25 protein-coding genes are annotated in these 25,457 nt (G+C 27.9%); 9 read left to right on the top strand and 16 right to left on the bottom strand.

What is annotated here, in order from left to right:
* Position 1 precedes the first annotated feature (1 nt).
* Positions 2-196 carry a DUF2093 domain-containing protein gene (locus ACTTAW_RS02075; RefSeq protein ID WP_440650927.1) on the bottom strand — a complete coding sequence of 65 codons (195 nt, stop codon included), beginning with the start codon at positions 194-196 and terminating at the stop codon, positions 2-4.
* A 23-nt stretch (positions 197-219) separates the two neighbouring features.
* Between ACTTAW_RS02075 and purD the strand changes: the two genes are divergently transcribed.
* Positions 220-1,485, top strand: a complete 1,266-nt coding sequence (purD, locus tag ACTTAW_RS02070) for a phosphoribosylamine--glycine ligase (RefSeq protein WP_440650926.1) — start codon at positions 220-222, stop codon at positions 1,483-1,485.
* A complete protein-coding gene (rsmD, locus tag ACTTAW_RS02065) occupies positions 1,482-2,042 on the top strand; it encodes a 16S rRNA (guanine(966)-N(2))-methyltransferase RsmD (protein ID WP_440650925.1) in 561 nt (186 codons plus the stop codon). Before purD ends, rsmD begins: the two co-directional genes overlap by 4 nt.
* On the opposite strand, the gene ACTTAW_RS02060 is transcribed toward rsmD, so the two are convergent.
* From ACTTAW_RS02060 to ACTTAW_RS02035, 6 genes are read right to left on the bottom strand one after another with little or no spacing between them, the layout of a single operon-like run.
* On the bottom strand, positions 2,039-3,190 hold the full coding sequence (locus ACTTAW_RS02060) for a glucose-6-phosphate isomerase (protein ID WP_440650924.1): 1,152 nt from the start codon (positions 3,188-3,190) through the stop codon (positions 2,039-2,041). The two genes, rsmD and ACTTAW_RS02060, sit on opposite strands and share 4 nt — an antisense overlap.
* Entirely contained in the window at positions 3,190-3,507 is a 318-nt protein-coding gene (locus tag ACTTAW_RS02055) for a DUF3035 domain-containing protein (protein WP_440650923.1), read from the bottom strand. Before ACTTAW_RS02055 ends, ACTTAW_RS02060 begins: the two co-directional genes overlap by 1 nt.
* On the bottom strand, positions 3,494-3,994 hold the full coding sequence (gene lspA, locus ACTTAW_RS02050; RefSeq protein ID WP_440650922.1) for a signal peptidase II: 501 nt from the start codon (positions 3,992-3,994) through the stop codon (positions 3,494-3,496). Before lspA ends, ACTTAW_RS02055 begins: the two co-directional genes overlap by 14 nt.
* A complete protein-coding gene (ileS, locus tag ACTTAW_RS02045; protein ID WP_440650921.1) occupies positions 3,994-6,723 on the bottom strand; it encodes an isoleucine--tRNA ligase in 2,730 nt (909 codons plus the stop codon). Before ileS ends, lspA begins: the two co-directional genes overlap by 1 nt.
* A complete protein-coding gene (locus tag ACTTAW_RS02040) occupies positions 6,720-7,643 on the bottom strand; it encodes a bifunctional riboflavin kinase/FAD synthetase (protein ID WP_440650920.1) in 924 nt (307 codons plus the stop codon). The genes ileS and ACTTAW_RS02040 overlap by 4 nt, the downstream gene beginning before the upstream one ends.
* Positions 7,637-8,455 carry a TIGR01459 family HAD-type hydrolase gene (locus ACTTAW_RS02035; protein ID WP_440650919.1) on the bottom strand — a complete coding sequence of 273 codons (819 nt, stop codon included), beginning with the start codon at positions 8,453-8,455 and terminating at the stop codon, positions 7,637-7,639. The genes ACTTAW_RS02040 and ACTTAW_RS02035 overlap by 7 nt, the downstream gene beginning before the upstream one ends.
* 130 nt (positions 8,456-8,585) lie before the next feature.
* Between ACTTAW_RS02035 and groES the strand changes: the two genes are divergently transcribed.
* From groES to typA, 3 genes are all read left to right on the top strand, one after another.
* Positions 8,586-8,876, top strand: coding sequence for a co-chaperone GroES (groES, locus tag ACTTAW_RS02030; RefSeq protein WP_440650918.1), 291 nt, complete (start codon positions 8,586-8,588; stop codon positions 8,874-8,876).
* A gap of 23 nt (positions 8,877-8,899) precedes the next feature.
* Entirely contained in the window at positions 8,900-10,564 is a 1,665-nt protein-coding gene (gene groL, locus ACTTAW_RS02025) for a chaperonin GroEL (RefSeq protein ID WP_075506444.1), read from the top strand.
* 272 nt (positions 10,565-10,836) lie between these two features.
* Entirely contained in the window at positions 10,837-12,663 is a 1,827-nt protein-coding gene (typA, locus tag ACTTAW_RS02020; protein WP_440650917.1) for a translational GTPase TypA, read from the top strand.
* Here typA and yczE read toward each other — a convergent pair.
* On the bottom strand, positions 12,660-13,307 hold the full coding sequence (yczE, locus tag ACTTAW_RS02015) for a membrane protein YczE (RefSeq protein ID WP_440650916.1): 648 nt from the start codon (positions 13,305-13,307) through the stop codon (positions 12,660-12,662). The genes typA and yczE overlap by 4 nt on opposite strands.
* Positions 13,308-13,351: 44 nt before the next feature.
* Here yczE and ACTTAW_RS02010 point away from each other — a divergent pair, with 44 nt between their 5' ends.
* The gene (locus tag ACTTAW_RS02010; protein ID WP_440650915.1) at positions 13,352-14,032 is read left to right on the top strand and encodes a DUF6134 family protein; all 681 of its coding nucleotides are present in this window, start codon (positions 13,352-13,354) and stop codon (positions 14,030-14,032) included.
* A 2-nt stretch (positions 14,033-14,034) separates the two neighbouring features.
* On the opposite strand, the gene ACTTAW_RS02005 is transcribed toward ACTTAW_RS02010, so the two are convergent.
* Genes ACTTAW_RS02005 through tldD form a run of 3 tightly spaced genes read right to left on the bottom strand, consistent with a single transcriptional unit; the run spans position 14,035 to position 17,735 of the window.
* On the bottom strand, positions 14,035-15,006 hold the full coding sequence (locus ACTTAW_RS02005; RefSeq protein ID WP_440650914.1) for an NAD(P)-binding protein: 972 nt from the start codon (positions 15,004-15,006) through the stop codon (positions 14,035-14,037).
* Positions 15,003-16,319 carry a TldD/PmbA family protein gene (locus tag ACTTAW_RS02000; protein ID WP_440650913.1) on the bottom strand — a complete coding sequence of 439 codons (1,317 nt, stop codon included), beginning with the start codon at positions 16,317-16,319 and terminating at the stop codon, positions 15,003-15,005. Before ACTTAW_RS02000 ends, ACTTAW_RS02005 begins: the two co-directional genes overlap by 4 nt.
* A gap of 3 nt (positions 16,320-16,322) precedes the next feature.
* Positions 16,323-17,735, bottom strand: a complete 1,413-nt coding sequence (gene tldD / locus ACTTAW_RS01995) for a metalloprotease TldD (protein ID WP_440650912.1) — start codon at positions 17,733-17,735, stop codon at positions 16,323-16,325.
* Between the two features lie 86 nt (positions 17,736-17,821).
* Here tldD and ACTTAW_RS01990 point away from each other — a divergent pair, with 86 nt between their 5' ends.
* Entirely contained in the window at positions 17,822-18,169 is a 348-nt protein-coding gene (locus ACTTAW_RS01990) for a DCC1-like thiol-disulfide oxidoreductase family protein (RefSeq protein ID WP_440650911.1), read from the top strand.
* Here ACTTAW_RS01990 and ACTTAW_RS01985 read toward each other — a convergent pair.
* The 4 genes from ACTTAW_RS01985 to ACTTAW_RS01970 are packed head-to-tail and all read right to left on the bottom strand — an operon-like array spanning position 18,166 to position 21,791.
* Complete coding sequence (locus ACTTAW_RS01985; protein ID WP_440618995.1) at positions 18,166-18,459, bottom strand: hypothetical protein; 294 nt, start codon at positions 18,457-18,459, stop codon at positions 18,166-18,168. The genes ACTTAW_RS01990 and ACTTAW_RS01985 overlap by 4 nt on opposite strands.
* A 30-nt stretch (positions 18,460-18,489) precedes the next feature.
* Entirely contained in the window at positions 18,490-19,686 is a 1,197-nt protein-coding gene (locus ACTTAW_RS01980; RefSeq protein ID WP_440650910.1) for a hypothetical protein, read from the bottom strand.
* A gap of 28 nt (positions 19,687-19,714) precedes the next feature.
* A complete protein-coding gene (locus tag ACTTAW_RS01975) occupies positions 19,715-20,905 on the bottom strand; it encodes a class I SAM-dependent methyltransferase (protein WP_440650909.1) in 1,191 nt (396 codons plus the stop codon).
* Between the two features lies 1 nt (position 20,906).
* A complete protein-coding gene (locus ACTTAW_RS01970) occupies positions 20,907-21,791 on the bottom strand; it encodes a dihydrodipicolinate synthase family protein (RefSeq protein WP_440650908.1) in 885 nt (294 codons plus the stop codon).
* Between the two features lie 50 nt (positions 21,792-21,841).
* Here ACTTAW_RS01970 and ACTTAW_RS01965 point away from each other — a divergent pair, with 50 nt between their 5' ends.
* Entirely contained in the window at positions 21,842-22,807 is a 966-nt protein-coding gene (locus ACTTAW_RS01965; RefSeq protein ID WP_440650907.1) for a glycosyltransferase family 9 protein, read from the top strand.
* Here ACTTAW_RS01965 and ACTTAW_RS01960 read toward each other — a convergent pair.
* On the bottom strand, positions 22,804-23,304 hold the full coding sequence (locus tag ACTTAW_RS01960; RefSeq protein ID WP_440650906.1) for a J domain-containing protein: 501 nt from the start codon (positions 23,302-23,304) through the stop codon (positions 22,804-22,806). The two genes, ACTTAW_RS01965 and ACTTAW_RS01960, sit on opposite strands and share 4 nt — an antisense overlap.
* 16 nt (positions 23,305-23,320) lie before the next feature.
* Here ACTTAW_RS01960 and ACTTAW_RS01955 point away from each other — a divergent pair, with 16 nt between their 5' ends.
* On the top strand, positions 23,321-25,396 hold the full coding sequence (locus ACTTAW_RS01955) for a S9 family peptidase (protein ID WP_440650905.1): 2,076 nt from the start codon (positions 23,321-23,323) through the stop codon (positions 25,394-25,396).
* The last annotated feature ends 61 nt before the right edge of the window (positions 25,397-25,457 follow it).

Genomic DNA, 25,457 nt, shown 5'->3' with positions numbered 1-25,457 from the left:
ATTAAGATTTATTTTGTTCTCTTTTAATAGACGCCTCAACATAAGAAAAGTATGGTTCCTGTTCATCAACATTCCAATAATTTAAATTTTCTAATAAAATTTTTTTTCCAGAAATTGCGCAAATAACATAGTCTCCATGTTCAATTATACTAAAATTATTGGGAGAATATTTTAATTTAGCTAATTTATTTTTCATTAATAAGATATATAAATATTTATATGAAAATTGCAATTATAGGCAGTGGAGGTAGAGAGCATGCTATTGCTTATTCAATTTCAAAATCAAAAAAAATAAAAAAAATATATTGTATTCCAGGAAATGCAGGGACAGAGGAAATTGCTGAAAATATAAATCTTGATATCAATAATTTTGAAAATATTCGAGATTTTTTAATTGAAAATAAAATTGAACTTGTGGTGGTTGGACCTGAAGAACCATTGGTAAACGGAATAGTTGATTACTTGGAAAATTTTAATATTAAAGTTTTTGGACCAAACAAAAAAGCTTCACAACTAGAAGGGTCAAAAATATTTACTAAAAACCTTTGTAAAAAATATAAAATACCAACAGCAAAATTTGGTGTTTTTACTAATGCAAAAGAATCAATTGATTTTATAAAAAATGCTAAACATCCTATTGTAATTAAAGCGGATAATTTAGCTGCTGGGAAAGGTGTATATATTTGTGAAAACATTCAACAATCTTTTAAAGCAGTAGAAGAAATTTTTAATGGAAAATTTGGAGATGCAAAAAATTTATTGATAGAAGAATTTCTTAGAGGAGAAGAAATGAGTTATTTTGTAATCAGTGATGGTAACACAATAAAAAATTTTGGAACAGCACAAGATCATAAAAGAGTAAATGAAGGTGACAAAGGTAAAAATACAGGTGGCATGGGTGCTTATTCTCCATCAAGATTAATTAGCAGTGAACTAGAAAAAAAAATAATAGACAAAATAATTAAACCAACCTTAAAAGGTCTTTTTGCTTACAACATTAAATATAAAGGTTTTCTTTATGCAGGCTTGATGATAGTTGATAATGAACCTTATTTAATAGAATATAACGTAAGAATGGGAGATCCAGAATGCCAAACAATTCTCCCAATTTTAAGAACAGATCTAATTGAAGTTATTGAAGCGGTTATAAACGAAAATCTAAATGATTTTAACCTCGAATGGCACGATTCAAAAAGTTTATGTGTTGTACTATGCTCCAATGGTTATCCAGATAAATACGAAAAGAATGTTGAAATTCAAAATTTCGACTCCGTAGTTTTAGATGAAAAAAATTTTTTATTTCATGCAGGAACTAGAAAAAAAGATAAAAAAATTTTAGCAATTGGAGGAAGAGTTTTAAACTTTGTCTCAATATCAAGCAGTTTTAATGATGCCAGAGAAAAAATTCATAAAAATCTTGAGAAGCTAAATTGGAAAGCTGGTTTTTATAGAAAAGATATAGCTTATAAAGTTATTAATAAATGAGAATAATCTCTGGTAATTTCAAAGGTAAAAAAATTTTAGAACCTAAAGATATTTACACCAGGCCTCTAAAAGATTTAACAAAAGAATCCATATTCAATATAATTAATCATTCAAACAAATTTAAAATTAAAATTGAAGGATCTGTAATATTAGATTTGTTTTCAGGTGTTGGTTCTTTCGGAATAGAATGTTTATCAAGAAACGTTGAAAAAGTATATTTTGTTGAAAATTATAAAAATGTTTTACCTATACTAAAAAAAAACTTATCTAGTTTAAAATCAATAAATAATTTTGAAATAATTGAAAAAAATATTTACAGTGAAGAGATATTTGAAAATTTTAATAAAATTTTTGATATAATTTTCCTTGATCCACCATACAAAGATAAAAACATAGAAAAAACATTGTTAAAAATTAAAGCCTCAAATATTTTAAAAAATAATGGAGTTTTAATATTACATAGACATAAAAAAGAAAAAGAAAATTTTTCAGATAAAATTAAAATTATTGAAGAGAAAATATACGGAATATCAAAAATAATTTTTTTTAATTTTTAAATTAAATTTTTTTTTGTCTCTGTTTTAATTAACTCTACTGCAGGTTGGTCAAATGGATCAACCTTCAAAGATCTACCTAATAAAATAGTTTCTAAAATAAAAAAACAGAAAAGTTCACCCAACGTTTTTTCATTTCTTTCCATTATTTCAAAGGATCTAAATGGTAGATTTTTTTTCTTAAAAACTGTCTCTGTAGCTTTTTTTTGTGCATACATAATATCTGAAATTTTTTTATTTTTTAAAAAATTATGTGATTTAAGAATATTTTTATTATTTATTTTTTCTGAACTTTTTTCCTTGACTATAAAAAAAGTATAAAAGTTATTTTTAAATCCATCTAAATATAATTGCATTACACTGTGATTGTCTTTTGGCATATTAGAAACTATCGGCAACAAACCTTTGTTTTTTTTTCCCAAACTTTCTGAAATCAATTGCTGGTACCATTTAAATAAATTCTCAGATTGTTCATCATAATTAATAATCACAGAATTGAATTTTCTTTTTTTTATAAAATAGACTGTGCTAGCAACATTATTAATTAAACTATTAGTAAACTTCTTGTTATTTATAAGTGAGTTGAATTGTCTGAAATTTTTAGATTTAAGTCCCATCAATTCAGCTGGTAGCATTCCAACTTCAGATAAAACAGAATATCTTCCTCCTATAAAATTATTGTGCTCAATAACATCTGCTTTTAACTGTTTCGCCAACAGATGTAGGTAATTTTTTTTATTTTCGGTAATAAAATAATTTGCATCTTTTTTTTTAATTAAAATATTGGCATTCACTATGGTCTCAATAGTGTTGCCTGATTTTGAAATTATTAAATTAGTATATTTTTTTTTATTAAAAATTTTTTTTGACTGCAAATTATCTATGAATTCAAAATTATTTTTAACTGTATTTCCAAAAAATTGATAAATAGCTTGTGAACCAAGAGTAGATCCACCCATACCTAACAATCTATAATTTTTTTTTTTCTTTATTTTACTTAAAAAACTTTTGTTAAATTTATCTTTATAATTTTTAGATAAAGATTGAATTATTGGACTATTTTTATTTATTAAATCTACTAAGTGTTTTTTAATATTTTTATTTTTTAATTTTTTTTTATAATTAATAAAATTTACACCTGAGGTTAACATTAATTTTTTTTAATTTTTTCCAATAATGATTCCTCAAGTTTTTTATCTTTATCATCTATTTCATTATCATTTAAAGTGTCATCTTCTTGAAGTAATAAAGATTTAATTGAATTTTTTTCCTCTTTAATCTCTTGTTGATTTACTTTTGGTTCTGGTAACTCATTATAGTTTGGTGGCATTACTAAAGGAGTTTTTTTTTCAACTAAAAATTCATCTGAGTTATTTTTTTTTTGATTAGAAAAACCCTCTTTAACTATCCCACAAGATAGCAAAAATAAAAACAAGTTTGAAAGAATAAAAAATTTAAGATGTTTCATTAATTTTATTTTTTGATGTTAATTCAATTACTATCATAAAAAATATACCAAAGGTTATAAAAATATCTGCAACATTAAAAATAAACCAATGAAAATTACCCACATGAAAATCAATAAAGTCAGGAACTGCTTTATAAATTAGCCTATCAAAAAAGTTTCCTAAAGCGCCACCTAGCACTAATAATAGAGAATATTTTCTTAAAGGATCACTTTTCCTTATCATAAAAAAAATAAAAATAATTACTATAAATATTAAAAAAGTGAGAAAATTATACAAATAATCTTCATTAAATGAAAATAGTCCAAAAGCTATTCCTTCGTTCCAAATTAGATGAATGTTCAAAAATTTTGATGAGTATATTTCAGAATTAAAATTAAGTTTATCCTGATGAATTACAAATAGTTTTGATATTCTGTCTAAAAAAAAAATAATTAAAATTAAAATTGTTTCTAAATAATAATTTTTAAAAATTTTATTTAAAGACATTAGGAGTTTTGAGGACAATTAGATCTAGCACACCCTTTTTCGTTTATTTTCCAACACATTGAGCATTTTTTTCCTTTTGCTTTTTCAGTAAGAACATTTGTGTCAATGTTATTTTCATAGATAACTTCAGCTTTAGAAGTAATACAAAGCTCCGAAAAATCTATATCCTTAGTGATATTTTCTAAATTTTTATCTAAATGAATTTTAATTTCAGCTTCTAAACTCGATCCTATGACTTTGGCTGCTCTTTTTTCTTCTATACTTACATTGCATAAATTTCTAATTTTAATTAACTCAATCCATTTTTGATTTAATTTTTCATTTTGAAAGTTTTTTGGAAAATTTAAAAAGTTTTCTAAATGAATACTTTTCTGGTTTTTAAATAATAATTGATAAATTTCCTCAGTTGTAAAAGACAAAATTGGAGCAAACCATCTAAGCAGGGAGTTTAAAATTATATTCAACAATAAAATAGTTGATTTTCGCTTAGGGTCATCTAAAGAGTCACAGTATAAAGTGTCTTTTCTAATATCAAAATAAAAAGCTGACAAATCTACAGTACAAAAATTTAATAATTCTTTATACAAATTATGAAAATCATAATTCTTAAAATATTTTTTGAAATTGTTGTTTAAAGAATACAACTTGTGTAGCATGTACTGCTCTAAATCAGGTAATTGATTTAATTCTATTTTTTCAAGATCAATTATCTCAAAATTATCATTAAGATTTCCTAATAAATATCTAAATGTATTTCTAATCTTCCTATAAGAGTCTGCGTGTTGATCTAATATTGAATAATCTATTCTTAAATCCTCTGAATAATTAGATGAGGCTACCCAAATTCTTAAAATATCTGCTCCATATTTTTTTAAAATATCTTCTGGAGCAATCACATTTCCTAATGATTTAGACATTTTTAAACCTTTTCCATCTACAACAAAACCATGGGATAAAATGGAGTCAAAAGGAGCTCTACCTCTAGTTCCGCACGATTCTAATAATGAGGAATGAAACCAACCTCTATGCTGATCTGAACCTTCTAAATACATTGATGCTGGCCATTTAAGATCGCTTCTTTTCTCTAATACAAATGAATGAGTTGAACCACTATCAAACCAAACCTCAACAATGTCGCTTAATTTATCATAATCTTGGGCATTGTACTTATCACCTAAAAATCTTTGCGGATCATCTGAAAACCAGCAGTCAGATCCCTCTTTTTCATAAATTGTTGCAATATTTTTATTAACCTCATCATCAACTAAAATTTCTTTTGTTTTTTTATTAACAAAAATAGGTAGAGGGACTCCCCATACCCTTTGTCTAGAAACACACCAATCAGGTCTTGTTTCGATCATAGATTTTAATCTTTCTTTTCCCTTGCTTGGATAAAATGTTGTATCATCAATGGCTTTTAAAGCTTTGTCTCTTAATTTATGACTTTCCATAGAAATAAACCACTGAGGTGTTGCTCTATGAACCAATGGTGCTTTTGATCTCCAAGAATGAGGGTATGAATGAACTAGTTCACCATTTGATAATAAATTTTTTTGCTCTTTAAGTTTTTCAATTACTATTGGATTAGCTTTAAAAATATGAATACCTTCAAATAATTTTACATTATTTGTATATTTCCCATCACCATCAACTGTCTCTATTGCTTTTATTCCATTATTCAAACATAAATTAAAATCATCAGGGCCATGACTTGGCGCACAATGAACTATTCCAGTACCCTGCTCTGTCGTCACAAATCTTGCTTCTAACATTGGGATTTCAGTTTCATAACCTAAGTTTAAAAAGGGATGGTTGCAAATAGTATCTTTAAACTCTTTTCCCTTAAACTTTTTAATCTCATTATAATTTTTGATTCCACATTCTTTTATGACTGACTCAAGTAAAGGATGTGCAACAACTATTTTTCTATTTTGAAAATCTCCTTCATCATTAACTTGGAATAAAACATAATCTAATGCTTCATTATAAGCTAATGCTTTATTAGCAGGAATTGTCCATGGTGTAGTTGTCCAAATTATAATTTCACTTTTTTCTAAATCTTTAATTTTAGACGACCTAACTGAAAACGATGTATATATAGTATCTGACTTATGGTCTTGGTATTCTACTTCTGCATCAGCGAGAGCAGTTTTTTCAACAGTTGACCATAAAACTGGTTTATATCCTCTGTATAAACTTCCTTCTTTAAGAAATTTTCCAAGCTCTCTTACTATTTGAGCCTCTGCATCAAAACTCATTGTAGAATAATAATTTTCCCAATCACCAACTACACCCAATCTCTTGAATTGACCTTTGTGAATTTCAATCCATTTTTCTGCAAAAGATCTACACTCTTTTCTAAACTCAACTATAGGGACATCATTTTTATTTTTTTTATTTTTTTTATATTCCTCCTCTATTTTCCATTCGATCGGTAAACCATGACAATCCCATCCAGGCACATAAATTGAGTCTTTACCATCCATTTGATGAAATTTTACAATTATGTCTTTTAAAATTTTATTTAATGCTGTCCCCATATGAATATTGCCGTTTGCATATGGAGGGCCATCATGTAAGACAAATTTTTCTTTACCTTTGCTTGACTTTCTTAATTCATTATAAAGGTTTATTTTTTGCCAATAATTTAGAATTTCTGGTTCTTTAGTTGGCAGGTTCGCCTTCATTGAGAAAGCCGTTTTAGGTAGATTTATATCAGATTTACTCATTTAGTTTTTTTTGCAATATTTAAATCAGATTTAATTTGTTTTCTAAGTTGATCAACATTCTTAAATTTTTTTTCTTTTCTAATAAACTTTAAAAACTGCACTGATAAAAGCTTATTATAAAGATTTCCAGAAAAATTAAACAAATGAACCTCAAGTAAGATTTTTTTTTGATTAAATGTAGGTCTATAGCCAAGATTTGCTATACCACTCAATTTTTTCTGATTTTTTTTTCTTAATACTCTTACCGCATAAACTCCTGGCTGTGCTAAGACATAATCCTTAATATCTATGTTGCATGTTGGAAAACCAATTTTTTTTCCAACCTGTCTCCCCTTTTGAACTATTCCATCAATAGTCCACTCTCTTCCTAAAAATTTATTAGCTCTATTTAAATCACCTTTTTCTAACAAGTTTCTTATTATCGTTGAAGATACTATTTTTTTACTTTTTAAAAGTGGCTTTGGTTTAATAACTTTATAATTATAATTTTTTTCATTTTGTATAAGTAATTTAACATCACCTTCTCTTTTATTTCCAAATCTGAAATTATTACTTACAAATATAAACTTACAATTGAGTTTTTTATATAAAATTTCTTTTATAAATTTAATTGATTTTATTTTGGAAAAATTTTTATCAAATTTTTTTGTAATTATAAAATCTACATTTAATTCTTTAAGTAATTCTAATTTTTGATTTACAGACGAAATTTTAAAATTCTTCAATGAATTGTTAAAATACATCTTGGGCATTGGATCAAAATTAATCACACCAATTTTTGAGTTATATTCTTTTTTATATGATAGAGCTAATTTAAATAATTTTTGATGTCCTAAATGAAGACCGTCAAAATTTCCAATTAATATAATTGAATTTTTATGGTGATTATTAATATTGAAATTTTTATATAATTTTACCATTTTAAATCTGTTTGAGTAAAATTAACGATAGCTTCATACTCTTTTGATACTTCAGTAACTCCTTTGTTCTGTATTTCTTCTTTATGAATTCCATTACAAACCAACAAGGAATGGTAATTTAATAAGTTAGCACCCTTTATATCTGTATTTAAATTATCACCAATTGCCAAAACTTTCTTACCAATATTATCTATAGACTGGTTATAAACCTCAGCATGAGGCTTGCCAAAATAAATTACTTCTCCACCCATTTTTTCAAAAACCATAGCAACTGAACCTGCGCACAATTCTCTAATATCTCCTCGATCAACAATTAAATCAGGGTTGGTACAAATCATTTTTTTTGTTGTGTGATTTTCAAGTAGGTTTTTGTAATAACTTAAATCATCCTCATGGTCATCGAACAAACCTGTGCAAAGTAAATATTCACTTTCATTTAGTTCGGTTGATTTATTATTTTTAAATTCATTGAATAAATCAAAATCTCTAGGGGGACCTATATGAAAAAAATTCTTAGATTTGAAAGATGTTTTTAAAAAATTTAAAGCTGCTTCGCCCGAGGTATAAACATGTTTTGTCAAATCTTCGCTCATGCCCATTTTTTCTAAAAATTTATTTACTGTTACATTTGGTCTTGGAGCATTGGTTAATAAAACAAAACTTTTATTTTTTTTCTTAAGTTCATTTAAAGTTGCTATTGCTGAGTTATGTAATTTGACACCATTATGAATGACCCCCCACAAATCTATGTAAAAAAGGTCATAATTATCAGCAATTGACTGAAGGCCATCTAAGTCTAAATTTTTAGTCATTATTTTACCTATAAACCATAATATTTAGATTTTCCTAGCATAATTACTCTGAAAAGATTCTCTTATCTTGAAATAGTCTATGAAATATCTATATGAGGCTCATATTTATATAGAATTATAAAGGAGATTTATGAAGTTTAAACCGTTACATGATAGAGTATTAATCGAAGTTTTAGACAGCAGTGAAAAAACTGCTGGTGGAATAATTATCCCAGATACAGCTCAAGAAAAGCCTCAAGAGGGAAAAGTTGTTGCTGTTGGTAGTGGAGCTAAAACAGAAGATGGAAAAACAATTCCAATGGATGTTAAAGTTGGAGATAAAGTTTTATTTGGCAAATGGTCAGGAACTGAAGTCAAAATAGATGGCAAAGAATATAGCATAATGAAAGAATCTGACATTATGGGTATTTCAAGTAAGTAATTTAATTTAAAGGAGAAAACAAAATGGCAAAAGTTGTTAAATTTGATGCTGAAGCAAGAGCAGCTATGATTAGAGGAGTAAATATCTTAGCTGATACTGTTAAAGTAACTTTGGGTCCTAAAGGAAGAAACGTTGTAATGGATAAATCTTATGGTGCACCTAGAATTACTAAAGATGGTGTTTCTGTTGCTAAAGAAATTGATCTTGAAGATAAGTTTGAAAACATGGGCGCGCAAATGGTTAAAGAAGTTGCTAGCAAAACAAATGATGAAGCTGGTGATGGTACAACAACTGCAACTATTCTTGCACAAGCAATTGTTAGAGAAGGTGTAAAATACGTAACTGCTGGCATGAATCCTATGGATGTTAAGAGAGGAATTGATGCAGCGGTTGAAGTTGTAAAAGAAAACTTAGTAGCATCAGCTAAAAAAGTAAAAGACAGTGATGAAATTGCACAAGTTGGAACTATTTCTGCAAATGGTGATAAAGAAATTGGAACTATGATTGCAAAAGCAATGCAAAAAGTTGGAAACGAAGGTGTTATCACAGTTGAAGAAAATAAAGGAATTGAAACTGAACTAGACGTTGTTGAAGGTATGCAATTCGACAGAGGTTATTTATCACCATACTTTATTACTAATAGTGATAAAATGACTACTGAATTAGATAATCCTTTCATTCTTTTACATGAAAAAAAATTAACAAACCTACAACCAATGGTTCCTCTTTTAGAAGCCGTTGTTCAAGCAGGAAGACCGTTAATGATTATTTCTGAGGATGTTGAAGGTGAAGCTTTAGCAACTTTAGTGGTAAACAAACTTAGAGGTGGATTAAAAGTTGTTGCGGTAAAAGCACCAGGTTTTGGAGATAGAAGAAAAGCAATGCTTGAAGATATTGCTATCTTAACTGGAGGTCAGGTTATTTCTGAAGATTTAGGAATTAAACTTGAGAATGTTAAACTTGATGATCTAGGTTCATGTAAGAAAGTTAAGGTAGATAAAGATAACAGCACAATAGTTAATGGAAGTGGTAAAAAATCTGATATCGAAGGAAGATGTGCTTCAATTAAACAACAAATTGATGAAACGACTTCTGACTATGACAGAGAGAAACTTCAAGAAAGACTTGCAAAACTAGCTGGCGGAGTTGCTGTAATCAAAGTTGGTGGTGCAACTGAAGTTGAAGTTAAAGAAAGAAAAGATAGAGTTGAAGATGCTTTGAACGCAACAAGAGCCGCAGTTGAAGAAGGTATTGTAACTGGCGGTGGTTGTGCATTACTTTACGCTGCTCAAGACCTTAATAAGGTTAAAGCAAAAGGTGATGATCAAAAAGCTGGGGTAGAGCTTGTTAGAAAAGCACTTGAAGCTCCAATCAGACAAATTACTAAAAATGCTGGTGTAGATGGTTCAGTAGTTGTTGGTAAATTGTTAGAGCAAAATAAAAAAACACATGGATATGATGCACAAAGCGAGGAATATTGCGATATGTTCGCTAAAGGAATTATAGATCCTGTTAAAGTTGTAAGAACTGCTCTACAAGATGCTGCTTCAATATCTGGATTATTAGTAACTACAGAAGCGATGATTGCTGACAAACCTGAGGAAAAAGATGCTGCTGGTGGTGGAATGCCTGGTGGTATGCCTGGTGGTATGGGCGGCATGGGTGGAATGGGTGGAATGGGAATGTAATCCCACTACTCTAAAACTAAAATTTAAAAGGCCATCACATGATGGCCTTTTTTTTATACAAAATTAAATTATGTCAAAAAGATACAGCGGAAAGTCGTTTAAAGATTCGAGTGTTAAAAAAAAACCCAAATTAAGTTTTAAAGAAAAAAGGAAACTTAAAAAAGATAAACAAAAAAAGCCTAATTAATCACAAGTTATTTAAATTAATCAAGCCAGTCATGAGTTTTTTTAAGTTTTAATATCAAATTAAATATGTATAAGAGCCACAATTTATGAGCAACAATATAAGAAACATCACAATCATAGCCCATGTCGACCATGGCAAAACTACTTTGATTGATAATTTAATGAAACAAAGTGGATCATTTAGAGAAAATGAAGTTGTTGATGAAAGATTAATGGACTCTGGGGAACTAGAAAAAGAAAGAGGAATTACAATTCTTGCAAAACCTGCATCTATTAACTGGAATGACTCAAGAATAAATATTATTGATACACCAGGCCACAGAGATTTTGCAGCAGAAGTTGAAAGAGTTTTGAGCATGGCTGATGGAGCTCTTTTATTAATTGACTCTGCAGAAGGAGTTATGCCTCAAACAAAATTTGTTTTATCGAAAGCATTAAAACAAGGATTAAAACCAATTGTAGTTATTAATAAATTGGATAAAGCAGATCAAAGAGCTAATGAGGTCTTAGATGAAACTTTTGATTTATTTGTAAGTTTAGATGCAAATGAAGAACAATTAGATTTTCCTGTTTTATATGCAAGTGGAAGATCTGGATGGGCTGATCATGAGGTAGATGGGCCAAGAGAAAATTTAAATCCTTTATTAGACTTAATTGTGGAGCACGTTAAACCGGCCGAATTAGATAAAACCAAACCTTTTGCGATGTTATCAACATTGCTTTATTCAGATAGTTTTTTAGGTAGAAGTCTAGTAGGTAGAATTACACAAGGGACAGCAAAAGCAAATCAACCAATCAAAGCTATTAATTTAAATGGTGAAAAAGTTGATGAAGGAAAATTAACAAAGATTTTTAGATATGAAGGAACTAAAAAAGTTCCAATTGATGTTGGAGAAGCAGGAGATATTGTCGTTGTAGCAGGATTAGAAAAAGCAAATGTTGCTGATACAATTTGTAATTTGGAAGTTAATGATCCTATACCAGCGACTCCAATTGATCCTCCAACAATGTCGATTACAATAACTGTTAATACTTCTCCATTAGCAGGTACAGAAGGTAAAAAACTTACAAGTACTCAAATTAGAGAAAGATTAGTTCAAGAAGCACAAAACAATGTAGGAATTACTTTTTCAGAAAATGATGGAAAAGATTCATTCGTTGTAAGTGGACGAGGTGAATTAATGTTGGAAATACTTCTTACTCAAATGAGAAGAGAAGGTTTTGAAATGACAGTAAGTCCACCAAAAGTTTTATATAAAACTGATAATCAAGGAAACAAACTTGAACCAATTGAAGAAATTACTATGGATTTAGATGAAGAACACTCCTCAAAAGTAATCGACTCGATGAATAGAAAAAAAGGTAAATTAATTGAACTAAAAGATACAGGTACAAATAAGAAAAGGTTGATATTTCATGCACCTACGAGAGGTTTGATGGGATACACAAGTAGATTTCTAACGCTTACTAAAGGGGAAGGTGTAATTAATAGAATTTTCCATGACTACGGTCCTTTTGAAGGTGAAATGGAAGGTAGAAGAAATGGTGCATTAATTGCAATGGAACAAGGAAAAGCAGTAGCTTTTGCAATCTTTAACCTTCAAGCGAGAGGAGAAATGTTTGTTACTCACAATGATCCTGTTTATCCAGGTATGATTGTTGGATTATCACCAAAACCAGGTGACATGATTATAAATGTCATGAAAGGAAAAAAATTAACAAATATGAGAACACAAGGAACAGACGAAAACGTCGTTCTTACTCCTGTTAGAAAAATGTCAATAGCTGAACAACTAAGTATGCTTAACAGTGATGAAGCATTAGAGATTACACCTGAGTCTTGTAGATTGAGAAAAGCAATTCTTGATCCTCATGAAAGAAAAAGAAGTGAGAAAACTAGCGCAGCTGCTTAGTTAAATATTTTTCCAACTAAAAATAATCCCAAAGCTACACAAGGGCCAATTCCAAAAGCAAATATAAGTGTGCCCACTCCAACGGTCCCACCTAAATACCAACCAATAATTACAACAGTAATTTCTAAAAAAGCTCTTACTAAGGCTATAGGTAAATTTGTTGTTTTTGTTAATCCTGTCATTAAACCATCTCGTGGACCTGGACCAAGATTAGCTACTAAATAAATACCACTACCAAGTCCTACTAAAATTACTGAAAGAACTGCTAATAAGTATTTTGTAAAAAGAGATGAAGGTGGTTGAAAATAATTTAGAGTGAAATCAATCATAGCAGCAATTACGATGATGTTAAATATTGTTCCAAGACCTGGTTTTTGTTTTAAAAAAACCCATAAAAAAAGTACTCCTACACTTACAAAAAAAGTTGCTGCTCCAATGGATAAACTGGAGTTGAGTGAAATTCCTTCAGCTAATACTGACCAGGGTGAGTTTCCAGTTGTTGATAAAATTAACAAGCCTTCTCCCAAACCAAAAATTGTTAAACCAAAAATTAAAAAAAATGATGTTGAAAATTTTGGCTTGAAGTTCAAACTTTCGTTTGAGCTCCAATTTACTTTTGGAATATTTTTTATAGATAGGAACATTAAATATTGATACTTTTAGATTAATTTTTATTTATATTATTATCATGAAAAAATTTTACACTATTATTATATTTTTTTTATTTACTTTTAACTCAAACGCACATGTTGGTCATTATAATAACTTCAAAAAAATTGAACTTGAAATCTTAAGAAATAATGAGGTTATAGGATATAATAATTATTCTTTTTCTAGGAAAGACAATGAAACAACTGTAAATAATAAATATAAATTTACAGTAAAACTACTTGGAGCAACTATTTTTGAAGTAGAAGGTTTTGGAGAAGAAAAATATTTAGGAGATAATTTAATTTCCTTTAAATCTAAAACACGTCAGAATAAAAAAGAAAAATTTGTAAATTTAATATTAAATAATCAAACTAATAAATTTGATATTCAAGGATCTTCTTTTTCTGGTGAAGCTTCTTTGAAAAATACAATTGGAAATTGGTGGAGCCATAAATTGTTACAGGCAGAAAGCCAAATTAGTCCTATTTCTGGAAGTATAAAGAAACAACTAGTTACATTTATCGGTAAGGAAAAAATCACCATCAATGGAAAAGAATTTGATACTGATCATTTTAAACTCACTTCAAAAGACATGACACTACCAGAAGATAAAAGATTAAATTTTGATATATGGCTTGATAAAAAAACTTCGGTAATAGTTAAAGTTACCTATGAGAGAATGGGAAGTTGGGAGTATAGGATTAAAAATATTGAGTAAATTTATTTTCTTATTTTCTTGAAAAGATCATTAGCACTTATCCATCCTGCTTCTAATCTGGGTCCAACAAACCAATCGGCACAAACTCCTAAATTAATTTTTGAGTTCCAATAACTTTTAATTTTTAAAGGTTTTGAATTTGATGAATACATCCATCCATGATTTAAAGAAAAAAGGATGTTACTTTTTTTAATACCAGTAAGATCAAAAAATTTATTAATTAATATTTTTGAATTCAAATCTTTATTTTCTCTATTTTTCAAAATTTTTTTATTTGCCCACATTGCTGTACTTTGAAGTGTCCAAAATTCATAAATACTTTTAAATCTTAACTTGCTGTTTTCTCTAGCAGCCCAACCTAAAATTTGATCATCAAACAAAAAACTACTTATATTTTTTTTTGTTTTTTTCATTTTTAACATGATTGTAATATTTGCATCCATTTTTAATTTTTTTTTAATAAATGAATGATTAATAAATTTTTTTGCTAATTTAAGTAATTGAGGATGTGGGCACGTTAAAATAAGATTATCATAAAATTTATTGCCACCATCTGAAAAGGTAAGTTTCCATTTATTTTTATTGTAATCAATTTTTTTTAATTCTTTTTGAAAATTACAATTAATTTTTTTTAATAAATACTTACTAATATCGTTATTACCTTTTCTGCCAATTATTTTTTGATGGTTTTTATTTTCTTTTATCTTTTTATTTTGAAAAATATGCTGGCCCTTCCAATTTTTTAATATCTTTTTTGCTATGAGTTTTGATATGAATTTTTTAAACTCACCAGTCTTAGGGGAAATATATTGAACGCCATGATCAAAGCCTATTTTTTTATTTAACCTTTTAAATGATGATCTCCCACCAGGACCTCTTGCTTTATCATAGAGATCTACAGAATGTTTTTTATTTAATAAATTTGAAATTGTAGCACCAGATATTCCAGATCCAATTACACAGTAAGTGCTCATTTACCTGCAACTGTCATTCCTTCTATCATCATAGTTGGTGAGTTAATGGAATATTCAAAATCTAAATCGCTAGCTAAAGTTATATTTTTAAACATATCTTTGAAATTTCCCGCAATTGTTATTTCATTTACTGGAAATTTAAATTCGCCATTTTCAATTAGGAAACCTGTTGCACCTACTGAATAATCTCCCGTAACCATATTACTTCCATGGCCTATTGTTTCGGTTACATAAATATGTTTTGAATTACTTTTTAATAAATCTTCGAAACTAATATTTCCATTATCGAAATATAAATTTGTTGTACCACCAGATCTTCCATTTGATTTTAAGTTAAGTTTTTTTCCGTTGTAAGTATCAACTAAATAATTTTTTAAAATACCATTTTGTACAAGATTTAAAGTCTCTGACTTTACTCCCTCTGAATCAAAAATTTGAGATCCAACACCTTTGTTTATATCTGGTTTATCAATAACATTTATTGTTTCTGTAAATATTTGTTCATCGATTTTGTCCTTAAGAAAAGATGTTCCTCTAGAAATGGCGGATGACGATATGGCTCCAGCAAAAGCTCCCAAAATTCCTTTTGCTATTCTTTTATCAAATATAATGCTTATTTTTTCACTTCCAATTTTGTTTGGGCTTAATTTTCTAATAGTTTGCTCAGAAGCTTTTTGACCAAGTTCTTTTGCACCCTTAATGTCTGATAGATGGCGTTTGCTTGTAAATTCATAGTCTCTTTCCATGCTATTTTCATCTTTAGCAACAGTAACACAAGATGCACTGAATGAAGATGATTTGTATCCATCACAAAATCCATCACTATTTGCTAAAATAAAGTTAGATTTATTTTCAGTAAAACTAGACTCTGTATTTATGATTTTTTCTTCTGAAGATGCAACGCTCTCAAGTTCTTTTAAATATTCAATTTTTTTTTCATTATCAAAGTGTGTTTCATCATACAAATTTAAATTTTTAATTTCTTTAGCTAAAAGATCTTTATCTGGTAAAGAATTAAATTCATCTTCAGGAGTGTTTTTGGTTGTTTCAAAACATTTTTCTATTAATGTTTTAATATTATCATCTAATAAATTTGATGAAGAAATTGATGATCTTTTTTTTCCCAAATAAGTCTCTATACTTATTGCTAATCCATCTGATCTATTAGACTCATCTAAAGTATTATTTCTAAAATTTACAGTTTCAGAAATTGAATGACCTACTGTTACACTTGATCCAGTTGCACCTAATTTTTTAGCTAAATCTAAGCAAAATGATGCTTTTGATCTTAAATATTCTTGATCCTTAACCATAATTTAAAGTTTTGTTCCACCAACTGTCATTTTATCGATTAGAATTGAAGGTTGGGCAACCCCAACAGGTACACCTTGCCCAGCTTTACCACAAGTTCCTATACCAGGATCTAACATCATATCGTTTCCAACCATAGAAACTTCTTTTAAAATTGAAGGACCATCTCCTATTAATGTCGCTCCCTTTATCGGTGAACCAATCTTTCCGTTATTAATTTCATATGCCTCAGTACAATTAAATACAAATTTTCCAGATGTAATGTCAACTTGTCCTCCTCCAAAACTTACTGCAAAAATTCCTTTGTCTACTGATTTGATCATTTCTTCTTGAGTTTGGTTTCCACTCAACATCATTGTATTTCTCATTCTTGGCAAAACAACATGTCTATAATTTTCTCTTCTTCCAGAGCCAGTCGATTTGGTATTCATCAATCTAGCATTTAATCTATCTTGCATAAAATTCTTTAATATCCCATTTTCAATCAATACTGTTTTTTCTGTTGGTGTGCCTTCGTCATCTATAGTTAAGCTACCTCTTCTATTATCAATTGTTCCATCATCAACAATCGTAACTCCCTCACTGGCAACCTTTTGGCCCATAAGATCATGAAATGCAGAAGTTTTTTTTCTATTAAAGTCTCCCTCTAAACCATGTCCAATAGCTTCATGTATTAAAATTGCTGGCCATCCAGGTCCTAAAACAACTTTCATTTCTCCTGCTGGAGCAGGTTTACTTTCTAAATTTACTGACGCAATTCTAAATGCTTCTTCACATACAGTTTTCCAATTGTCATTTTTTAGATATTCATCATAAGATTGTCTTCCACCTATTCCATAAACGCCAGTTTCTTTTCTTCCATTTTTTTCTAACATCACAGATACATTAAATCTAATTAGTGGTCGGACATCAGTTAATACCTCACCACCTGATCTTATAATCTCAATAGATTTTTGTTCACCTGCAAAACTCGTAGTAACTTGTTTTACAGATTGGTCTTTTTTTCTTAGATACTCATTTACTTTATTTAATACCTCTAATTTCGAATTTAATGTTTTTTGCTCTATGGGATTAGTATCCTGATAAAATTTTTTATTAGATCTTGAAATATCTTGATTATAAGTACCTTTCATAGACTTCAGTGTAGCTTTTAAATTTTCAGAAGATTTTTTTAATGAATCTTTTGATATTTCATTAGAGTGAGAATATGCAACAACCTCTCCTGTAATTGCTCTAAATCCAAAACCTAAATCTGAACTATAGCTTGAACTTTTAATTTTATTATCATCTAATAAAATAGATTCAGATTTAGTGTCCTCCAAATATAGCTCACCATCATCACAATTTTGCAATGTATCAGATACTATTGCATCAGCATCTTTTCTTGTTAAATCAGATTTGTCAAAAAAATTACTCACTCGTTTTAGATAGTGCTTTATTATTAATTTTCAACTAATCATTTGGCGCATTTACATGCTTAATTTTAAAGTTAATATAATTTTCTATGAAAGTTTATTTTAATAACTCTTGCAAAATTTGCAGATCAGAAATCAATATGTATAAAAAAGAAAATATTGAAGATATTGATTGGATAGATATTACAGATAACAAAGAAGCAGAAAAAGAAACTTCCAAAAATGACAAAGAACTTTTAAGAAGATTGCACATTAAAGAAAACGATCAAGTAATTGAAGGTGCAGAAGCTTTCCTTTATGTTTGGAAGAGAATACCAAAATATAAATTTTTATATAGTTTTTTCAAACTTCCCATCATCTTTACAATTTTTAAATATGGATATGAAATAGTTGCGTATTTTTTGTATTTGAAAAATAAAAAACAATTAAAAAATTAATTAAGAAAAAATATCAAAATTTGACTCAATAAAGACATTGAGAGGATAAACATAATTAAAACTACTGAATACATAAGAGTAATAATTTTATTTCTTTTTCTTCTTAATCTTACAAAATTTTTGTCATCCAAATCTGATATATCTCTTTCTCCATCTACTTCATAATCATAACTCCATCTCCAAGTTGATTGTCCTAACCTTTCGTCTTGACTATTAAAATATCTGATCCAAGCAAGTATATAGCTTAACAGCACATACAAAATCACCATTGCAATTATTCCAAAAAACATAACTAATAATACTTAAATTAAATGAAATTATTAATTGTTATTTTTTGATCTTTTTCTTGCAATTAATTGGGTTAAAGAGTCTACCATCGTGTCCGAAGCTTTGAATATTTCATTATTTTTAAATTCGTGAGAGATGTTTTTCTCAGGATTAGTTTTGTCCTCAATAACTATACCTTCATCAGGAGAATTATTTTTGATATAAATTAATAATAACCATTCCTCGTCAGGAGCCTCATCCCATTTAACAAATATCTCACCTGTTTCAAATCTTTTATCAATACATCGAAAAATAGACATGTGTCTTGTGATGTGTCTTTTATTTAATTGGAAAACTAAACTACTGGCACTCCTATAAAAGCTTTCAAGAGCAAATTCAATTTTTTGTCTTGCTAATGTATATTCTTTCTCTTTCCTTAATAATGTTTCCCTATCCTCATTACCTTGAATTTTAACACCTAATGCCTCTACTCTCTCTCTAATTTTTTGATCTCTTATTATTCGATATTTTTCTTTTAATTTCTCAATTCTCTGCTGAAGTCCTGCATAATCTTCTCTCTTTTCTTTTAATGATATTTTTTCTAGTTTTTCTAATTCTTTAACTTCTCTTACTCTAAATTTTTCAATCTGCTTTTCTAATTTTAATTGTTGTAAAAATTTCTTTTGCTTTTCAGCTTGTTCAATTCTTAATAAAGCCTGTTCTTTTCGTAAAAATAATTTAATCTCTTTTGTTCTTTGTTTTTCTAATCTAATCTCTTCTTTTAATACCTGTTCATTAAGCTTTAATTTTAGTTCTTGTTCCTTCTGCTTCTCTTGCTGTAAGGCTAGTTTTTCCTGTCTCTCTTGCTCTTGTTTTTCAAGTTTTATTCTTCTCTGCTCATCTTTTTTAAGAGTTTTATAATTACTGATTGTTTCAGATATTTTATCAAAAAATGCTTGGATATATTTTTCTATATTAATATTTATTTTAAATTTGAATTCAGGTTTAAGTGAATTTTGAAAATTAATTATTTTTAATAAAAAACTTTTTTTTTTAGTTTTTCTAATAACTATTTTTTTTGTTTTAACTCTTAAATTATTTTTTTTTTTAGTTTTAATTTTATTGATTTTATTAATCTTAGTTTTTATTTTTTTAACTCTGGAAATTTTTTTAGATTTTTTAGATTTTAACTGAGATTTTTTTTTACTTTTTTTAACAGATTTATTTTGTTTTTTTTTTATTTTTTTCATTTAAAGGAAATTATTATTTACCAATAAATTATTGATAAATATAGTCTCTTGTAACTGGTGTGGAAGTGTAATTTTTAGTAAGCTGAAACTGATATACAACTTGGTCTCCCCATTTAAATGCCATTTCACAACCTGCTAAATAAAATTCCCACATTCTAAAAAAACGCTCATCAAACATGTTAATAATTTTATCTTTATTTTTTAGGCAATTTTCTTTCCAATGTCTTAATGTATGAGAATAATGCATTCTTAATACCTCAATATCTGCAACGATTAAGCCAGCTTTTTCAATTGGAGTAGTTACTTCACTTAAACTTGGTGTATAACCACCTGGAAATATATATTTTGTTATCCATGGGTGAGGATCTCTTGGAGGATTTACCGATCCAATGGTATGAATTAACGAAACTCCATCATCTTTAAGAAGTTTCTCAACTTGTGCAAAAAACTTTCTGTAAAATTTTCTTCCTACATGTTCAAACATTCCAACACTTACAATTCTATCGAATTTTTCATCCAGCTCTCTATAGTCAATTAATTTAAATGTTAATTGATTTTCTAAATTCAGTTCTTTAGCTTTTTGTTTACAATACTTAAATTGATTCTCAGATAATGTGATTCCAGTTACTTCACAATTAGCTGACTTTGCAATATCGACTGCTAGAGATCCCCACCCACATCCGATATCAAGAACTTTTTGATTTGGCTTTATATTTAATTTTTTAATTATATGCTGAATTTTATTATTTTGAGCGGTCTCCAGAGTATCATTTTCATTTTTGAAATAAGCACATGAATACTGTCTTTTTGGATCTAAAAATAAATCATAAAGATCATCTTTGATATCATAATGATGTGAAACGTTCATTTTAGATTTTTTGATAAAATTAAAATTTGTTAAATATCTATACGATCCTCTCAATCTATTAATTAAGTAACTAAAAAAATTTAAATCTCCTCTACCAAAATTCATTAAAGACAAATCTAAAAAGTCTGTAAGACTACCGTTCTCAATAACTATTTCTCCATCGGTGTAAGCTTCTCCAAAATATAGATCAGGATGAAATAAAAGTTTATAATGAAGTTCTTTATTTAATATTTTAACTTTAATGGGATTTTCCTTCTCTGGATTTCCAATAATATAACTTTTAGAATTTACGTCGACCAGTATAAAACCATCTTTCTTAAAAACACTATTTAAGAACCTTGCTAATTGCATATTAAGCTGCCATTGATGATTTAAACGAGAAATCTAATTTCTCTAAATTATTAAAAAGATCAATTTCTTCTTCTTTATTAAGAATTCTTAAAGGAGGAAGTAAATTTTCATAAATTCTGTCTTTATTCTTGAAAAAAGTATGTAAACCAGAAATTAAATTATACTCTTCAAACGTACCTCTCACATCACAAAGTTTAGTATTTATTTCTTGATCTTTTCCATTTTTAAAATCATCATATACTTTCCTTGCCATTCGGGATGTTGCGTTGCATGTAGCTGTGATTATTCCCGAGCAACCTAACTCAAGTCCCTTCAATAATTTAGTTTCAGAACCTGGCATTACTGAAAAATTATCTAATTTTAAATTTTCAAAAAGATTATATGAACTATCTTTAACTCCAATTATTTGGTCTGGAAAATTTTTAACAAGCTTTTTTACACACTCAACACTGAATTTATAACCAGAAAGTTTTTCAAAATTATATAAAATAATTTGAGCTTTTGGTATGGACTCTACTATTTTAGAATAAAATTTAAATACATCTTCGTCGCTATATTTATAAAATGCTGGTGGCATAATAAGAAATTTCTCAAAATTTAATGATATGGCAACTCTCATCAAATTTATTATTTCACCCAAAGAGTTCAATCCAGTTCCAATAATACATTTATCTTTATATTTATTTGTTGATAATTTATTTAGAAGATTAATTTTTTCAGCAACAGAAATTAATTGGGCTTGGCCAGTACTTCCAAATATTGCAGCTCCATGACAGCCATTATCAATAGTCAATTCTACATGTGCTATCGTTTTCTCAACATTAAGAGTAAGATCATCATTTAACAATGATAATGTGGCAGCATAAACTCCGTTTATTTTACTCATATTAAAAATTTATATAAAAATTATAATTAGTAAAGTTTATAAATAAAAATATGAAAATTTTAGCAGTTCAAAACAGAATGGGAATTGGTGATAGTATTATATTTTTAGCTTTTATAGAGGCAATATCTAAAAAATTTAATACTCCTGTGAGTTTACTTGTTCAAGAAAACTCAAAATGCAAAGAGTATTTAAATCAAACAAACTACATTGATGAAATAATTATTCTTAAGAGAAATAATAAAATTAAAAACTTAGAACATAACGGACTTTTTGGAAGTTTGAGATTAGCTAATGAATTAAGGAAATATAAATTTAATAAAGTTTTCATTTTTAACTCTTCTCTTAGATACAAATTAATTGCAAAATTATCTGGTATTAAAAAAATTTATCAATTTCCTTTGTTTCAGAAAAAAGGACAAAATATGGTAGAAGCTTCTGAAAAATTAATTTTTAACACAATTGGTTTAGAAGTAAAAAATGATCCAAAAATTCATATTAATGAAAAAAGTGTTTTAAGAGCTGCAGAAAAATATAATATTTCAAAAAATGATCTTAATATACTTCTGGGCATAGGTGGATCTGGACCAACAAAAAGAATACCACCCAAAACTTTTTTAAAAGTAATGAAAGAAATTTCTAAGCAAAAAAAATGTAAATTTTTTTTAGCAACTGGTAAAAACGACGAAGAACAAAAAATTTTAAATGAAATTAAAAACTCAGATCTTAAAAATTACTGCCAATCTTTAGATAATTTATCTATAAATGAATGTTTGCCGATTATTAAAAATTGTAACGTATCAATATGTAATGACTCAAGCTTCAGTCATCTTTCTTCAGCGCTTGGAGTAGAAACGATAACTTTAATGGCAGATACTCCCCTAATTTATGGAAATTATAGTTCCAAAATGCACCCTGTATTACCCGATGATGTTAACGAGGTAACTCATGGAACTTTAGGAAAAGATAAAATTAACCCAAAAAAAATACTTTATAAATTAAATTCAATATTATCTTAACCGATATCATTTAGCACTATCTCTTTAGCTTCATTTACTAAAGTAGATAACCTAGAAGTCTCAGGTGAAATATCTGGATGAATTTTTTTTTGTATTTTAATGTAGGCTTTATTTACATCCTCTTTAGTTAAACTTTTTGAAGGATTTAAATTAAGTATACGATACGCTTCTTCAGTAGACATTGTATTTAAATTTGATGCAGTGTTATTAAATGAGAATCTCCCTGAATTTCTTAAAGTTTGTATTAATCTGTACAACGAAATTAACTGAAAAATTGACATACCTTTCAATTTTAAAAGAGCAAGACTCGCGAGAGTAAATGGTAAAGTAAGTAAAAATTTACCTCCTATTGCAAACAAAACTGCAAAGATGATTAAAACTATGAATAAAAATGCTCTTAAACCTTTTGATATTTTTTTTGACGCAACTTGAGAAAAAAGTCTTAATAAAAAATATAAACCAACTAAAATTAACAATGTATAAATTATAAAATTCATATATTTCCAGTTAAATATGAAAGTACCATATCTAAAAAAAAAACCAGAGCTAAAATCTTGTCACAATGTGGAGTGGGAAGATAACTATAGCTGGATACATCAAGAAAATATTTTAGAAGTCTTGCAAGACAAAACTAAACTTCTTCCAGAAGTAAAAAAATATTTAGAAGATGAAAATGAATATACTGATTATCATCTAAAAAATACGAAAAATGTTCAAAAAATATTATTTGATGAAATTAAAGGTAGAATAAAATTGGATGATGAAAGCTTACCTTTTAAAGATCATTCATATGAGTATTGGACAAAGACTACTGCCAAAGGAAATTACTCTATAAAATTAAGAAAAAAAATTGGTTCATCAGAAATTGAAGAAATTTGGAATGGAGATAAAGAAAAAGAAAAATTAAATGTTGAATATTTTGGTGTTGGAGATTTAGAGGTAAGTAACAATGATCAATATCTTGGGTACTCACTAGATACCAAAGGTTCTGAGTATTATACAATTTATGTAAGAAATATTAAAAATAATAAAATAATTTCAAAAGAAATAAAAGAAACATCAGGAAGTATAATTTTCAGCTTAGATGATAAGTATCTTTTTTATTCAAAGTTAGATGAAAATCATAGAGCTAGAAAAATTTATAGACATAAAATTGGAGATTTTGAAAATGAAGATGAATTAATCTTTGAGGAAAAAAGTGAAGCTTTCACTGTTAGTATTGGATTAAGTTCTGATGAGAAATATTATTTCATAAATACTTCGGATCACAATACTTCGGAGCAATATTACTTTCATGTTAATGAAATAAAACCAAATCCAAAATTAATAATCAAACGAGAAAAGGGAATTCTTTACTCTATAAATTCATGGGATGGAAAATTTTATAATCATACAAATAAAGATGCAGAGGATTTTAAAATAGATATTTCAGAAACTTTAGAAAATCAGAATTGGAAGAAATTTATTCCTGCAAAAAAAGAAGTCTTAATTGGTGGACTTTCATTTTTAAATAACTGGATAATTAGATCCGAAACATCAGATGCTTTGGACAAATTGTTTATTATTGATAATTCAACAAATAATGAAGAAGAACTAATTTTTTCTGACGAAAAAGTATTTGTTCCAGGTGTTTCATTAACTCAAAAAAATAGAGACACAGATGAGGTTTATGTTTCATACTCTTCACCTAAAACACCTTCAAGAGTTTACAAATATAATTTAAAAAATAAATCTAAAATACTTGTAAAAGAACAAGAAATACCATCAGGCCATAATACAGATGATTATATAGTTGAAAGAATAGAGTTTAGATCCCATGACGGAAGAATGGTTCCACTTACGATTACGAGACACAAAGATACAAAAATAGACGGTACAGCAAATTTGTTATTATACGGATATGGATCTTATGGTAGTTCGATGAGTCCAGGTTTTTCTTCAACAAGACTGAGCTTGATAAATAGAGACATTATTTGGGCTACTGCACACATTAGAGGTGGAATGGAAAAAGGAATGAAATGGTGGAAAGAAGGGAAGCTAACAAATAAAAAAAATACATTTGAAGATTATATTTTTGCTGCAAAATATTTGATTGAAAACAATTACACCTCAAAGGGAAAAATAATTGGAATGGGTGGATCTGCAGGTGGTTTATTAATGGGAGCTGTTGTTAATCAAGCTCCTGAATTATTTTTAGGTATAATTATGGCTGTTCCTTTTGTGGACTCATTAACAACAAATCTCGATCACTCTTTACCACTTACAGTAGGTGAATTTGATGAATTTGGTAATGCTAAAGAAAACAAAGAGCACTTTGATTATATATTTTCATATGCTCCATATAATAATATAAAAAAAATGGATTATCCTCATATGCTAATAACAACTAGTTTAAGTGATAATAGAGTTTTATTTGATGAACCTGCAAAATTTACAGCTAAACTTAGAGACTATAAAACTGATAATAATTTATTACTTCTAAAAACAGAAATGAATGCAGGTCATGGAGGTAAATCTGGTAGAGATGGAGCAATAGAAGAAATTGCACTCGACTACGCATTTGCATTAAAAATTTCAGAAAAAATTTAGTTTTTAAGATATTGAAATTTTTTTAATCATACCTAAATAAACAAGGTAAGTCGCCTTATGG

It is taken from the genome of Candidatus Pelagibacter sp. HIMB1495 (genome assembly GCF_052047955.1).
Taxonomy (GTDB): Bacteria; Pseudomonadota; Alphaproteobacteria; order Pelagibacterales; family Pelagibacteraceae; genus Pelagibacter.
The sequence above is the reverse complement of the archived record's forward strand: the minus strand, read 5'-3'. Positions and strand labels throughout refer to the sequence as shown.

What these genes read in the sequence shown, in the direction of transcription:
- ACTTAW_RS02075 (WP_440650927.1), bottom strand. Translation starts at nt 196, where the DNA reads ATGAAAAATAAATTAGCTAAATTAAAATATTCTCCCAATAATTTTAGT.
- purD (WP_440650926.1), top strand. Translation starts at nt 220, where the DNA reads ATGAAAATTGCAATTATAGGCAGTGGAGGTAGAGAGCATGCTATTGCT.
- rsmD (WP_440650925.1), top strand. Translation starts at nt 1,482, where the DNA reads ATGAGAATAATCTCTGGTAATTTCAAAGGTAAAAAAATTTTAGAACCT.
- ACTTAW_RS02060 (WP_440650924.1), bottom strand. Translation starts at nt 3,190, where the DNA reads ATGTTAACCTCAGGTGTAAATTTTATTAATTATAAAAAAAAATTAAAA.
- ACTTAW_RS02055 (WP_440650923.1), bottom strand. Translation starts at nt 3,507, where the DNA reads ATGAAACATCTTAAATTTTTTATTCTTTCAAACTTGTTTTTATTTTTG.
- lspA (WP_440650922.1), bottom strand. Translation starts at nt 3,994, where the DNA reads ATGTCTTTAAATAAAATTTTTAAAAATTATTATTTAGAAACAATTTTA.
- ileS (WP_440650921.1), bottom strand. Translation starts at nt 6,723, where the DNA reads ATGAGTAAATCTGATATAAATCTACCTAAAACGGCTTTCTCAATGAAG.
- ACTTAW_RS02040 (WP_440650920.1), bottom strand. Translation starts at nt 7,643, where the DNA reads ATGGTAAAATTATATAAAAATTTCAATATTAATAATCACCATAAAAAT.
- ACTTAW_RS02035 (WP_440650919.1), bottom strand. Translation starts at nt 8,455, where the DNA reads ATGACTAAAAATTTAGACTTAGATGGCCTTCAGTCAATTGCTGATAAT.
- groES (WP_440650918.1), top strand. Translation starts at nt 8,586, where the DNA reads ATGAAGTTTAAACCGTTACATGATAGAGTATTAATCGAAGTTTTAGAC.
- groL (WP_075506444.1), top strand. Translation starts at nt 8,900, where the DNA reads ATGGCAAAAGTTGTTAAATTTGATGCTGAAGCAAGAGCAGCTATGATT.
- typA (WP_440650917.1), top strand. Translation starts at nt 10,837, where the DNA reads ATGAGCAACAATATAAGAAACATCACAATCATAGCCCATGTCGACCAT.
- yczE (WP_440650916.1), bottom strand. Translation starts at nt 13,307, where the DNA reads ATGTTCCTATCTATAAAAAATATTCCAAAAGTAAATTGGAGCTCAAAC.
- ACTTAW_RS02010 (WP_440650915.1), top strand. Translation starts at nt 13,352, where the DNA reads ATGAAAAAATTTTACACTATTATTATATTTTTTTTATTTACTTTTAAC.
- ACTTAW_RS02005 (WP_440650914.1), bottom strand. Translation starts at nt 15,006, where the DNA reads ATGAGCACTTACTGTGTAATTGGATCTGGAATATCTGGTGCTACAATT.
- ACTTAW_RS02000 (WP_440650913.1), bottom strand. Translation starts at nt 16,319, where the DNA reads ATGGTTAAGGATCAAGAATATTTAAGATCAAAAGCATCATTTTGCTTA.
- ACTTAW_RS01990 (WP_440650911.1), top strand. Translation starts at nt 17,822, where the DNA reads ATGAAAGTTTATTTTAATAACTCTTGCAAAATTTGCAGATCAGAAATC.
- ACTTAW_RS01985 (WP_440618995.1), bottom strand. Translation starts at nt 18,459, where the DNA reads ATGTTTTTTGGAATAATTGCAATGGTGATTTTGTATGTGCTGTTAAGC.
- ACTTAW_RS01980 (WP_440650910.1), bottom strand. Translation starts at nt 19,686, where the DNA reads ATGAAAAAAATAAAAAAAAAACAAAATAAATCTGTTAAAAAAAGTAAA.
- ACTTAW_RS01975 (WP_440650909.1), bottom strand. Translation starts at nt 20,905, where the DNA reads ATGCAATTAGCAAGGTTCTTAAATAGTGTTTTTAAGAAAGATGGTTTT.
- ACTTAW_RS01970 (WP_440650908.1), bottom strand. Translation starts at nt 21,791, where the DNA reads ATGAGTAAAATAAACGGAGTTTATGCTGCCACATTATCATTGTTAAAT.
- ACTTAW_RS01965 (WP_440650907.1), top strand. Translation starts at nt 21,842, where the DNA reads ATGAAAATTTTAGCAGTTCAAAACAGAATGGGAATTGGTGATAGTATT.
- ACTTAW_RS01960 (WP_440650906.1), bottom strand. Translation starts at nt 23,304, where the DNA reads ATGAATTTTATAATTTATACATTGTTAATTTTAGTTGGTTTATATTTT.
- ACTTAW_RS01955 (WP_440650905.1), top strand. Translation starts at nt 23,321, where the DNA reads ATGAAAGTACCATATCTAAAAAAAAAACCAGAGCTAAAATCTTGTCAC.